The organism is Streptomyces sp. GMY02, assembly GCF_019056675.1.
Classification (GTDB): Bacteria; Actinomycetota; Actinomycetes; order Streptomycetales; family Streptomycetaceae; genus Streptomyces; species Streptomyces odonnellii.
This window is the reverse complement of record NZ_CP077658.1, coordinates 4,849,572-4,862,500: the sequence shown is the minus strand read 5'-3', so window position 1 is coordinate 4,862,500 and position 12,929 is coordinate 4,849,572. Positions and strand designations below refer to the sequence as shown.

At 74.3% G+C, this 12,929-nt stretch carries 7 protein-coding genes; 2 read left to right on the top strand and 5 right to left on the bottom strand.

Annotation, left to right across the window (positions count from 1 at the left end; translation table 11 throughout):
• Positions 1-25: 25 nt before the first annotated feature.
• Positions 26-4,948, bottom strand: coding sequence for a cation-translocating P-type ATPase (locus KQY30_RS20600; protein ID WP_217308102.1), 4,923 nt, complete (start codon positions 4,946-4,948; stop codon positions 26-28).
• Positions 4,949-5,117: 169 nt separating this feature from the next.
• Here KQY30_RS20600 and KQY30_RS20595 point away from each other — a divergent pair, with 169 nt between their 5' ends.
• The gene (locus KQY30_RS20595) at positions 5,118-5,678 is read left to right on the top strand and encodes a hypothetical protein (protein ID WP_217308101.1); all 561 of its coding nucleotides are present in this window, start codon (positions 5,118-5,120) and stop codon (positions 5,676-5,678) included.
• Between the two features lie 260 nt (positions 5,679-5,938).
• Here KQY30_RS20595 and KQY30_RS20590 read toward each other — a convergent pair whose 3' ends face one another.
• Together KQY30_RS20590 and KQY30_RS20585 are read right to left on the bottom strand one after the other, a co-directional pair.
• A complete protein-coding gene (locus KQY30_RS20590; protein WP_217308100.1) occupies positions 5,939-6,121 on the bottom strand; it encodes a hypothetical protein in 183 nt (60 codons plus the stop codon).
• Positions 6,122-6,325: 204 nt separating this feature from the next.
• Positions 6,326-7,387, bottom strand: a complete 1,062-nt coding sequence (locus tag KQY30_RS20585) for a hypothetical protein (RefSeq protein ID WP_217308099.1) — start codon at positions 7,385-7,387, stop codon at positions 6,326-6,328.
• Between the two features lie 196 nt (positions 7,388-7,583).
• Between KQY30_RS20585 and KQY30_RS20580 the strand changes: the two genes are divergently transcribed.
• The gene (locus KQY30_RS20580; protein WP_217308098.1) at positions 7,584-10,310 is read left to right on the top strand and encodes a helicase C-terminal domain-containing protein; all 2,727 of its coding nucleotides are present in this window, start codon (positions 7,584-7,586) and stop codon (positions 10,308-10,310) included.
• Between the two features lie 42 nt (positions 10,311-10,352).
• Here the strand turns inward: KQY30_RS20580 and KQY30_RS20575 are convergent, their stop codons facing one another.
• Together KQY30_RS20575 and KQY30_RS20570 are read right to left on the bottom strand one after the other, a co-directional pair.
• Positions 10,353-12,155: a pectate lyase gene (locus KQY30_RS20575; protein WP_217308097.1), complete on the bottom strand. Its 1,803-nt coding sequence runs from the start codon at positions 12,153-12,155 to the stop codon at positions 10,353-10,355.
• Between the two features lie 141 nt (positions 12,156-12,296).
• Positions 12,297-12,914 (bottom strand): VanZ family protein, encoded by a 618-nt coding sequence (locus KQY30_RS20570; RefSeq protein ID WP_217308096.1) that lies wholly within the window; start codon positions 12,912-12,914, stop codon positions 12,297-12,299.
• Positions 12,915-12,929 lie beyond the last annotated feature (15 nt).

Sequence of the window (12,929 nt, the reverse complement as noted above, 5' to 3'; positions counted from 1 at the left end):
GCGACAGGTCCGGCGGGCCGTCGCGTCACTTCGTACGGACGCCGTTGCCCGCGTGGGCGTCCAGGGCCGGGGCCTCGTAGACGTCCATGTCCGGGATGCGCACAGCCTCGGGCGCGTGTGATGTGCGGGCGCCGTCGGCCGGCCCCGGCGCCCCTGCTTCCCGTACGCCCGTCGCACCCGTCGTATCGGCCGTGTCCGGCGTGTTCATCGTGTCCGTCAGGCGCTTCCACATGGCGATCAGGCCCGCCCGGTACCCGCCCTCCGGCGGGTTCGACCACAGGCCTTCCGACCACAGACTGTCCAGGGACGTGCGCGCGCGCCGTGCCACCGGGGGGAGACGGAGGGCCGCCATCGTGCCCGCCGTCGCCGCCGTCAGGGCGATCGTCCAGCCGACCGGGCCGAGCGGGGTACTGCCGAAGAAGTGGCTGACGCCGGGCGTCTGGATGACCGCGGCCAGGGCCGCCATGGAGCCGGCGACCGAGGCCAGGACCGCGGGGCTGCGCCAGCCGACCAGGAGGGTCTGGCCAAGCTGGGTGGCGACGAGCGCGGCCAGCGCGACCGTACGGGCACGGGCCGGGCGGCCCGTCGCGCACGCCGCGATCCAGCCGGCCGCGGCTCCCAGCGCGGTGGCCATGGCCCGTACGGTGATCTCGTCGGTCAGCGCGGTGCCGAGCGACGACTCGGGGCCTTCGCGCAGAAGGCGCCCTCTGGCGTCCTCCCCCGGCGGACGCAGGGCCACGGCGATGGCCGGCGCGAGGTCAGTGAAGAGGTTCACCAACAGGAGCTGACGGGCCGTCAGAGGCGAGGCGCCGCTGACCGTGGAGCCCAGGACCGTGAAACCGATCTCGCCCAGGTTCCCGCCGAGGAGGATCGCCAGTGCCTGCCGTACCGACGCCCACATCGCGCGTCCCTCGACCAGCGCGGCCAGGATGGTCTCCAGCCGGTCGTCCGTGACGACGAGGTCCGCCGCCGCCCGGGCGGCCGGGGTGGCCCGGGTACCGAGGGCGATACCGACGTCCGCGAGCCGGATCGCGGGCGCGTCATTGGCTCCGTCGCCGGTCATCGCGACCGTACGGCCGAGCCGCTGGAACGCCTTGACGACCCGCACCTTGTGCGTCGGCGTCCCCCGGGCAACCACACCGACATGCGGTAGCAGCGCTTCCAGTTCGTCGTCGTCCAGGGCGTCCAGGTCCGCGCCGGTGACGACCCTCCGCCCGTCGGCCACGTCGAGTTCGCGGGCGATCGACTCGGCGGTCTGCGGATGGTCGCCGGTGATCATCACGATGTGCACGCCCGCCTCGGCGAGCTGCCGTACCGAACGCGCCGCGCCACTGCGGACCTTGTCGCTGAGGAGCAGGAAGCCGAGGAAGCCGAGGCCGTGCACCGCGTCGTCGGTGAGCGGGCCGCCGCCCTGGTCACGCGACTCCGCGACCGCCAGGACCCGGTGGCCCTCGGCGGCCAGCTTCTCGCTGTCGGCCAGCAGCGCGTCCTTCGACTCCCGGCTCAGGTCGCAGAGTTCGACGACCCGCTCCGGGGCGCCCTTGACCGACAGCAGCCGGTCCGTACCGTCGCGGCCCCGGGTGGCGTGAAAGCCGCGGCTCGGCTCGAACGGCAGGCTCGCGGTGCGTCGCCAGCCGCGCGCTCCGTCGGTACGGGAGACGCCGGCCCGCTCGGCGCCGGACACCACGGCGCGATCGGTGAAGTGCTCCAGCTTCTGGTTGTCGCGCGGACGCGGGGTGGCACGCAACGCGGCGGCGAGTACGGCCTGTTGGCGATGGCCGAGACACTCCGGCGGACGCCCTTCGCGGTCACCGGGCCCGGACCCCTCGTCGCCCGGCACGCCGCGCCCGTCCCCGGCCTCCGCCCCGTCGCCCCCGTGCGCGACGACCAGCGCGAGCTCGATCCGTCCATGGGTGAGCGTGCCGGTCTTGTCGAAGCACAGTACGTCCGCCCGCCCCGCGGCCTCGATCGTACGGGGATCGCGCACCAGCACACCCAGCGTGGAAAGCCTGCGGGCTGCGGCGAGTTGGGCCGCCGAGACCAGGAAGGGCAGCCCTTCCGGCACACTCGCCACCGCCAGCCCCACGCCCGCCCCCACCGTCTCGCGGGCGGGCCGGCCGCGCAGGAGCCCCGCCGCCATCACCGCCCCCGCCGAGCCGAGCGCCAGGGGCAGGGTGGTCCTGGTGATCCGCGCGAGCCGGTGTTCGACGCCCACCGCCGGCCGGGCGCCCCGGCCCGCCATGGCACCGCGCCCGGCCTCGGTGGCCGTGCCGGTCGCCACGACGACGGCCCGGGCCCGGCCGGCGGCCACGGTGGTGCCCTCGTACAGCATGGACGTACGGTCCGCCACGTCCGCGGCGAGCACCGGGCGTACGGCCTTGGCGACCGGCAGGGACTCGCCGGTCAGCGCCGACTCGTCGGCCTCCAGGCCATGGCTGTCCAGCAGCCGGCAGTCGGCGGGAACGACATCGCCGGAGCCGACCGTGACGACGTCCCCGACCACCAGTTCCTCGGCCGGTACAGCCCGCGCCTCACCGTCCCGCACCACCCGGGCCTGTACGGCCGACCGCTGGTGCAGACGGCGCACCGCCCGGTCGGTCATATGGCGCTGGGTGCCGCCGATCAGGCCGGAGAGACCGGTCACCGCGAGAACGATGACCGCGTCGAGGACCCCGCCGACCGCCGCCGACAGCGCCGCGCCGCCCACCAGAACGGGCGTGAGCGGATTGGCCAGTTCGGTGATGACGGCACGGGGCAGCGAAGGCGGCTGGGCCGCGTGGTCGCCGGACCGCGAGGCACGGGCGTCGGCCTGACGCTGCGTCAGACCGTTCTCCTCGCCGGCCGTTCTGGCGAGCACGGTCTCCGGCGGCATCGCGTGCCAGGGCTGCCGGGAAGCCCCGTGCACCGGCGGGCGGCGCAGGAGTTCGGCCGCGGACCAGGCGCCGTACGCGATGCCGAGCCCGGCGGCCCAGTTGACGGCCGACAGACTGAGCTCCCCCGGTTGTCCGGACCGTCCGGCCAGGGTCATGGTGCTGCCCAGGCCCGCGGCTCCCTTGGCCAGCCACACCCCGCGGCGGGCGACCCGGCGAGCGACCCCGCAGGCCTCGACCACGATCACGGCCCCGCCGGGATCCGCGGTGTAGAGGTGGGCGCCCCAGGCGGGACGGCCCTGCGAACCGGCGATGCCCACCCCGACGTCCGCGGCGTCCAGGGCCTCCCGGTCGCGGGACACCACCAGCACCCCGGTGCCGTCGGCCTGGAGTTCGCGTACGGACGCGGCCAGCCTCTCGCCACCGCGTACGGTGCCGTCGGTGCCGGTCACGACGGCCGGGGCGTGGCCGTCCGCCGCCAGCACCCGCAGTCCGGCCCGCCGCGCGGCGCCCACCAGCCGCTCGGCGGCCTCGTGCACCTCCGGTACGGTGCTGATCACCGCCATCAGCCGGTCGCCCCGCGCCAGGCCCAGCACATGCGCGGCCCCCTCACGCTCCAGGCGCGCCCGCGCCCGGGTTCCCGCACGGCCGCGCAGGCTGAGCCGGTCCAGCGGGCCGAGGAACCACTCGGGGCTTGAGGCCGAGTCCGGGGCGGAGGACTCCCCCGGGGCAGGGGATGCCCCCGGGGCAGGGGACGCCCCCGGAGCCTTCTCCTCCGCGCGTACCGACGGCTCGTCCGCGTGTCCGCCCGCGCCCTGCTCCTGATCGGCGCTGCCGCCCCGGCCTTCACCGCCTCCTTCGCCGTCGACGCCGCCCTCCCCGGCATCGCCCCGGCTGAGGCGTTCCGGGTCATGGGGGTCGAAGAGCCGGTGGGCGGTGGCGGCCAGGTCGCCTGCGGACGCCTCGTCGAGCGGGACGAGATCCGCGAGGACATGCGCGCCGGTGGTCAGGGCCGCGCTGTCGAGGACGACCGTACGGATACGGTCGAGCCTGCGCAGCGAGTCCGGGCCGTGGACCAGGGTGCCGCTGTGCGCGAGGGCGCCGCCGAGAACGCAGGCGAACCCCTCCCGGGCCAGAACGGGCGCCTTGGGGATGGCCGCGAGCGAGGCACTGGCCGCGCTGCCGGTACGCCGGGTCACCGCCAGCGCCCCGGCGAAGGTCAGCCCCGCGATGACCGCCGCCATGTCGGCGTACCGCTCGACGGGCCCCGGCCGCAGCGGAGCAGGACGCGGCACGGGGTCCCGGAACTCCGCGCGCGCGAGCTGGGGTTCCCGGGCGAGATCCGGCTCGGCGCTGGTCCAAGCGGTGCGGTGGGCCTTCAGCTCCGCCGCGCTGAGGGCGTGCCGTACGGCGTCGACGGCGAGGCCGAGGAATCCGCCGGCGCTGCCCTGGGCCGCGGCGTTCAGGGTGGCGAGTACGACGGAGGTGTTCCGCTCCCCCACCACCTTCCCGACCATCCGCCGCAGCCGCGGCTGCGTGTCGACGATGGTCACCACGGAGGCCAGCTCGATCGGCAGCGGGGCGTGGTGGGTGAGGCGCCCCATCACGGCGAGCGGGAGCGCGACGGTCTGGGTCGCCAGGGACCAGACAGCCCGTCCGGCCGGTTCGGCGGCGGCCGGGTGGAGCGGCAGCGGCCCGTGCGCCGTGTCGTACGCCTCCTCGACCGCCTCGACGACCTCAAGCAGCGCGCCTACGGTCGACTCGTCCTCCGCCGGGCCCTCCACCGCGACGACCACGCTCTGCAGGACGGCGTTCACCGCGGCCCACCGCACACCGGGCACCTCGGCCAGCCCCTGTTCCAGGGCTTCGGCGACCTTGGCACCGGCCGGGCCGCGCAGCCCGCGCACGGTCAGATGCGCCCGTCCGCCCTCGTACGTCCGCACTCGCTCATGAGCCCGGGACAGCAGGGGCTCCACCACCGCGTGCACTACGCCGAGGGCGGGGAGCACAGCCGTGGCGGGCCGCGCGACAGTCCTGAGCGCGACAGCCCTCAGAGTGCCGAGTCCGGGGATTCCCACAACTCACCGTCCACGTTCGGCTGATCGGGCCGAGTGCCGGGGCGGCCGGGGCAGGACAGGACGCACCCCGCCGACCGCGGACAAGGGGCGGCGGACAGGGGGCTCGTACGGCACGGATGCGATCAAAAAAGTAGTATAAAAAGGACAAATGCTCAAGGAGGCGATCACCGTGACAGACGCCACCAGGACACGGCGTGCGGCCGGACATACGGGTGATGGGGCGGACCGGACGTCCGGGACCCGGTCGGGCGGCGGCCTGCGGATGCACACCCTTCACGCGGACCTGCCCATCCCGTACCTCACGGCGAGCGACATCACCGCCAACGCCCGCGTGGCGGGCTCGAAGCTGACGCCGCCGAAGCCTCCACTGCCCTCGATGCCGTCAATGCCATCGCTGCCACCGCCCAAACGGCTCGCCTTCTATGGCGGTCTGGGCGCCCTCGCGGTCCTCGGAGCCCTGGACTGGCCGGTCGCGGTGGCCATCGGGGCCGCGACCGCGGTCGCGCGCAGCGGACGGCGCGGGGAGGACGGAGAGAGCGATGGCGGCGGGCGCGCCAAGAAGGGCGGGCGCGCTGAGAGCGCTACCAGGAGAACCCGCAAGACCGCGGCCACTCCTCCGGCGGAGGAGGAGAGCAAGCCGGCCGCGCGAGGCGGCACGAGGGGCGGTACGAGAGGTGGCGCCCGGGGCGGCACGAGGGGCGCGGCCAAGAAGGCGACCGCGAAGGCGTGAGTGAGGCCTGAGCCGACACCGCCGGCCCGGCGGACCCGCGGTCGACGCGGGGCCGCCGGGCGGGCCGTTACGTAGCGGGCGGGGCGTCGCGCGCCGGGCGTGTCGGCGCACGCGCCGGGGCGCCACGTGCGGGGCCCGCTGACGCAAGTGCCGGGGCGCCACGTGCAGGGCGGGGCGCCGTGTGCCGGGGCGCCGTGTGCCGGGGCGCCGTGTGCCGGGGCGGCCGCCCGGCGGCCCGTTCCGTCAGGCGAACGCTTCCGTCAGGCGAAGGCCGGATTCGCGGCATCCCGCGAGTGCGCGTACTCCGTCCAGAGCCGGGTGACCAGGCGGGTGACGACCATCTCGATCGCGATGACTGCCGCCCTGGTGAGGAGCGAGACCAGGAAGCCGGACATCGGCGCCCTTTCTGTCGATGCTGTCTGTTCCTCCCATTTGTGAGCCATCCGAGGGACCCTGCCGACCAATGCCAGATGAACACTGGACGAATGAAGCGCGGCCGGATCGAGGGAGCGGGCCCCCGGTCCGGGCGATCGAGGACTTCGAGGACAAGGCACACCACCGGAACCGGCGGCGGGCCAGCAGCAGCGGGCTAGCGGCGGCGGGCCCGCGGCGGGCGGGCTAGCGGCGGCGGGCCCGCGGCGGGCGGGCTAGCGGCGGCGGGCTCGCCAGATCAGGTACAGCGCCGATGCCACCGCCGCTGTGCGGAGTACCACCGGCCAGGCCCCTGAGAGCGCTTCCGCCATGCCCGTGTCCGGGAGCGGTTCGCCCCAGCGGCCGTCCATGCGGCCCCACAGCCAGACCAGGCCGCCCGCCGCGGAGATGCCGGGCAGACCGAAGACCGCCCACTTCGCTTCCGTACGGGAGAGCCTGCGCGAGGCGTACGCGAGGAGCCAGCCCAGGCCCAGGGCGATCCAGGAACCGAGCACCGCGCCCGCCACCAGCAGCGCCGCGGCCACCAGCAGGAACGGGCTGGAGAATCCGCTCAGCACCCCGGGCTTCTTCGCGGGCTTTCCGCCGTCTCCGGCCTTCGGGTCCGGCTTCGTCTCAGCCGGCTCCCCGGACTTGGCGGGCTTGCCCGACTCGCCGGGCTTCCCGCCGAAGCCGCCCAGGCGCCTGAGCTTCAGCCACCACCCGCGCGCGCCGCCCTTCGCCGCCTCCTCGGCGGCCTTCTCCTTCGCCTTCTTCTTCTCGGTCTCCTCCGGATCCTCCGGCGGCGGTTTCAGTATTTCGGGGACCTCGATCCCCGCCCAGACCCCACGGTCGCCCGCCGTCGGGTCCATCGGCCCGAGCTGGATCCGCCACCAGTCGGGCTCGCCGAATTCCGGCGCCGGCGTGTCGAGCGGAGGTGGCGGCGCCGCGACCCGCAGGACGTCCGCGTCGACAGGTTCCGCCGTGCGCTGCCCCGGCACGGTCGGCCGCGGCTCCTGCGGCCCGTCCTCGAACACCGCTTCGTACGCGCTCTCGGGAGCGCTCTCAAACACGCCCTCGGAAGCCGCCTGTACCACCGCGTCCGGTGTCCCCAGCCGCCCCAGGATCCGGCGCACCGCGGCCGGGCCGCCCAAGCCCGGTCTGCCGCGCCGCCGGTCGATCTCGTTCCGCAGCGTCGACACCAGCCGCATCCGCTCCCCGGAGGGGAGTTGCCGCTGCTGTGCCACGTCCCCGACCCGGCTCAGATAGTCAAAGACGAGCTGGTCGCTCTCGATCCCCACACAGTCCTCCGCACAAGCGACAAGCGCTCACCGCCACCCGCGATGGTGTCGGAGTCATCCCCGAACGTCCACCCCGAACACGCGCGCCGTATGTCCGCTCCGAGGAGGGTACGGAGCAGACTCGGCACCACACCCGCCGCCGCCCCCGGGCCCCGCGGCGCGGGCGAAGCGCCCCTCAGGGGCTAACGTGGAACGGATGGGGACCCGTGGAAAGGCCGAGCAGGAGGCGCACGTGCCCGAAGGAACCGGCGGTACGCCACCGCGCACGCTCGCGGAGGCCCTGCGTACCCAGAGCGACAGTTCACTCGCCGCGCTGCTGCGTGCCAGGCCCGATCTCCTCACCCCCGTCCCCAGCGACCTGTCGCAGCTCGCGACCCGCGCGGGCACCCGGGCGTCGGTCGTACGGGCGCTGGAGCGGCTCGACCGGTTCACGCTGCAGACCGCGGAGGCGCTGGCCGTCGCGCCGGAGCCCGCGCCCTACGACACGCTGCGCGCGCTGCTGACCGGCGACGAGGGCGATCCGCGGATCGAGGAAGCGCTCCCGGGCGCGGTCCGCGCGCTGCGGGACCGGGCACTGATCTGGGGCGGTGACGACCGGCTGCGGCTGGTCCGTACCGCCCGCGAACTCCTCGCGCCCTCCCCCGCGCACCCCTCCCCGACCGGGCTCGGCCCGACCGTCGCCGAGGCCACCTCGGGCATGTCGCCGGGCCGTCTCCAGGAGATCCTCGCGGCGGCCGGTCTGCCCTCCACGCACGATCCGGTCTCCGCCGTCGCCGCGCTGAGCGGGCTCTTCACCGACCGTACGCGGATGGCCGCGCTGCTCGACACCGCGCCGATGGAAGCGCTCTCAGTGCTGGACCGGCTGGTGTGGGGGCCGCCGTACGGGGAGGTCACCTCCACGCCCACCCCGCCCGTGCAGTGGCTGCGCGACCGGGGGCTGCTGCTGCCCGCGACCACCCGTACGGTCGTGCTCCCGCGTGAGGCCGCGCTGCATCTGCGCGCCGGGCGCGCACACCGTACGCCGGAGCCCTTCGCCCCCGCTGTCGCGCCGCGCGCGCCGGAGGCCGCCGGCGGGGCGCCCGCCGGAACGCGACCGCTGGTGGTGGACAGCGCGGCCGCCGCCCAGGCGTACACCGCGCTCGCCACCGTCGAGGAGCTGGCCAAGGACTGGAACGAGGGCGGGCCGAACGTCCTGCGGGCGGGCGGCCTCTCCGTACGCGATCTCAAACGCACCGCCAGTGCCCTTGGCGCCTCGGAGACCGTGGCCGCCTTCTGGGTCGAACTCGCCTATACGGCAGGGCTGTTGGCCACGGACGGCGAGGCCGACGAGCGGTACGCGCCGACGCCCGCGTACGACGAGTGGCAGGAGCTTCCCCCGCCCGAGCGGTGGGCCAGGATCGCGACGGCCTGGCTGGCGTCGACCCGTACGCCCGGACTGGCGGGCAGTCAGGACAGCAAGGGGCGTACGCTCGCGGCGCTCGGCCCCGACCTGGACCGGGGTGCCGCGCCCGAGGTACGGCGACGGATCCTCGAACTCCTCGCCACCCTGCCGGAGGGCATCGCCCCCGACCCCGAATCGCTGCTGGCGCGGCTGCGCTGGGAGCGCCCGCTGCGCGGCGCGTCGGCCACCGGGCGGGCGGACGATCTGCGCTCGCGGCTGGCGGCCTGGACGCTGAACGAGGCGGAGATGCTGGGGGTGACGGGCCGGGGAGCGCTCTCAACTCATGGCCGGGCGCTGCTGGGTCCGAAGGCGGGGGTGGCGAGCGGCGACTCCGGAAGCGGCGCCCCCACCACCACCGCGTCCACTCCCACCGCGCCCAGCACCGCCCCGCCCGTCACCGCCGCCCTGCCCATCACCGCCCCGCTCTCCACCACCCCGCCCGGCACCGCCTCGCTCAGCACCGCGGGCCTGCGCGCCGCCGCGGCCCTCGCCCCGCACCTCCCCGAGCCGCTCGACCATGTCCTCCTCCAGGCCGACCTCACCGCCGTGGCCCCCGGCCCCCTCCTCCGCCCGCTCGCCGAGCTGCTCTCCATCGCCGCCGATGTCGAGTCCAAGGGCGGTGCCACGGTCTACCGCTTCACCCCCGGGTCCGTACGGCGCGCCCTCGACGCCGGCCAGTCCGCCTCCGACCTGCACGATTTCCTGAAGGCCCACAGCCGTACGCCCGTTCCGCAGCCGCTCGCCTATCTCATCGACGATGTGGCGCGCAAGCACGGCCATCTCCGGGTCGGCTCCGCCTCCGCGTACGTACGCTGCGACGACGAGGCCGTACTCGACGAGATCCTCGCCGACAAGCGCTCGCAGTCCCTGCGGCTGCGCCGGCTCGCGCCGACCGTGCTGTCCGCCCACGCCGACCCGGCGGCCCTGCTGGACGGGCTGCGCACGATGGGGTTCGCGCCCGCCGCCGAGTCCGCCGAGGGCGATGTGATGATCACCCGCGCCCATGCCCACCGGACGCCGCCCCGGGCCGCGCCCGCGCCGGTTCCGGACGGCCCGCCCGTACCGGACGCGACGCTGCTCGGCGCGGCGGTACGGGCGATCAGGGCCGGGGACCGGGCGGCCACGGTGGCGCGCAAGCCGGCCCAGGCGCAGGTGCCGGTGCAGGTGCCGCCGTCCGTACCGGCCGCGCACCCGGAGCCGTCGGCCGACGGCGCGTCACCGGTCGCGCTCTCACCCGACGGCCGGCTCCCCCGTACCACCTCCGCCGAGACCCTCGCGACCGTCCAGGCCGCCGCCATGACCGGCTCGGCGGTCTGGATCGGTTACGTCAACGCCGACGGCGCGGCCAGCCAGCGGGTCATCGCCCCGGTGCGGGTGGAGGGCGGCTATGTGACGGCGTACGACCACACGGCGGACGAGGTCCGCACCTACCCGCTGCACCGGATCACCGGGGTCGCCGAACTGGCCGACGACCCCGCGTAGGTCCGTAAGTCCTCAGCAGTCCTCAGGGGTCCTCAGCAGTCCTCAGCCACCCGCCACGTACCCGATCAGCTTCGCCATGTTCGCCACGTACGCGGCCGAACTGATGCACAGCGGCGGCTCGGCCGGCCGGTACGGCGGCTCCAGCGGCGGGTCCTTCGGGCTGTAGGGCGAGGTGTCGCGCGGGTCGCCGACATGCTTGCTCATATACGCCCGGCCGTCGTACGGCTCCGTCGAGCCCGGCCCCTGGTACGGGTTGGTGATCTGGTCGATCGGCGTCAGCCAGTGGTCCCGCGTCCCGAGGCCGTCCACGAGCGCCGCCGCCTCGGCCTCCGTCACGGTGGGCAGCGGCAGCGGGGCGTCCCGCAGCAGGTCGGAGAGCTGGAGGTCGCGCGGCGAGAAGTAGCGCGGCAGCGGGATCCGGCCGCCGTGCGCGTTGGCGGGCGAGAGCGGTGAACGGGCGCGCAGGGCGGCGATCTGAGCGGGGGTCAGCGCGGCGAGTTCCTCGTACGTGGCGCGCAGACCGGCGAGATCGATGGAGCGGCCGCCCGAGTAGTGGCTGAGGGTGTCCTTGTGGTCGTAGTCGTTGTAGTACGCGCCATTGCGGATGTTGGAGCCGAAGCGGTGCACGAACCGGGCGCGGTTGGTGCCGAGTTCGACGAAGGTCGGGTGGGTACGGCCGGCCAGCAGCGGGTTCTCGGCGATCTGCTCGCTCGTCAGCGCGCAGCTCTCCAGCCAGGCCAGGGCCTCGGGCACCCGGCGCAGATAGGCACGGTCGCCGGTCAGCCGGAAGTAGTGGAAGAGCTGCTGGACATTGGTCTGGGTGGTGTGGGTGGCGAGGGCGCGCGGTTCGTACGAACGCGCTCCGGCGGGCGCCCCCGCAGGCCGGCCGCCCTTGGCGCGGGAGAGGTGCTGAAGGCCCCAGCCCGCCTGGGGCGCGGGCTGCTGCATCCGGTGCAGGCACTCCATGGCCCGCAGGACGGGGTCGATCAGATCGCGGCGGCCGAGGGTCGATATGCACATCAGCAGGAACTTGATGTTCTCGCCGAGGACATCGTCGTTGAAGGTGACCTGCTGGGTGTACTCGCCGTCCTCCATGCCGTGCCGTACATCGCCCAGCAGCCAGGGCGGGCGCTTGTCGGGCCAGGGGGTACGGCTGACGGATCCGGCGAACGCGGGGAAGCGCTGCGGCCAGCCGCCGTCGGCGACACCGCCCCTGAACTGCGAGGCGAGCAGGAAGCTGATGACCCGGTCCAGCGAGCGCTTGAAGCGGGGGTCGCGTCGCTCGGCGTACAGCCGGAGGATGAACTGGGCGGCGGACGAGGTGCCGGCGTCGTCGAAGGTGGCGTTGCCGTAGTAGTGCTGGAACTCCTCCAGCCGCCAGCCGTTGGCGCCGATCGTCTCGTACCAGTCGCGCAGGGAGTCCTCGCCGGCGAAGTCATGGATGTAGTTCCAGCCGCCGACGGGAAGCTGGGCCTCGACGAGCGCGAGCCCGGTCCGCTCGGCGGCCCGCCAGCAGACCTCCTCGCCGGTGGCGTGGTACGCGTCGAGCAGGCTGTGACCGACGGAGGGCGTACCGGGCGGCTGGACCCAGCACATGGTGCGCTTGGCCTCCATCTCGCCCCAGGTGACGGAGAGATCAGGCAGATAGTTCCAGACGTATCCACCTCTGTAGGAGACGGTCCCGTCCATGAACGCGACAGCTCGCTTCATGGCACGTACGACCGTACTCCGAGACGAGGCTCCGGACGCGGCTCCCGACGCGGCCCGGGCCGCGTCGGGCCGCAGCAGCGCGGGCCCCGCGAGCAGCGGAGTAACGGCGAGTTGACTGAATGTGCGGCGGTTCAAGGGCGTTTTCCAGGGCTTCTTCATACGAGAAGTGCCTCCCTCGGCGGTGGCTGAACACGGGTGCCGCTGTCACCTCGGGAAGGTAGTGACCCCACGCACGCTCTTCAAGTATGTGGACAGCACTTTCGTATGAGAACGAGGTCAGCCCTTGGCGGCGCTCTTCTTCGGGGACGCCTTCGGGGACGCCTTCGAGGACGCCCGGAAGCCGCGGAAGCGGAGGCGGGGCTTACCCGGACGAGGCTTACGGGGGCGAGGCTTACGCGGGCCGCTGAGGCGAGGGCGACGGGGGCGGCGGAGGCGGCCCACCCGGCGGCCGATCACGCGGTACGCGGTGAGCGCGACCAGATACGCGAGCAGCGCGCCCGTCGTGTTGAGGATCACATCATCGATGTCGAAGGCACGCCCCTCGACGATCGCGCCCTGGGCCAGCTCCACCAGCACCATCACCAGCGCGGTCAGCAGCACCACCCGCGCCATCCGCATCCTGCGCGGCCCGAGCACCGGCAGCAGCAGCCCGAAAGGCGCCCCCAGCAGCAGATTCCCGCCGATCTGCTTGCACGCGCCGAGGAATGTGTAGCTCTCCACGTACTGCCGCAACGAGTGCCCCGGCCGCAAATTGGCCCCCGCGATCTCCGCGGAGGCCGGGGACGGCGTCAGCGTGAGTCTGGCCAGTACGGCCGAGAACGCCACCAGCGCCACAAAGGCCACCGCCACCACGATTCCCCGCCCGATCCGGGCGCTCACCCTCCCACCATCCATACCCCCCTGATGCCC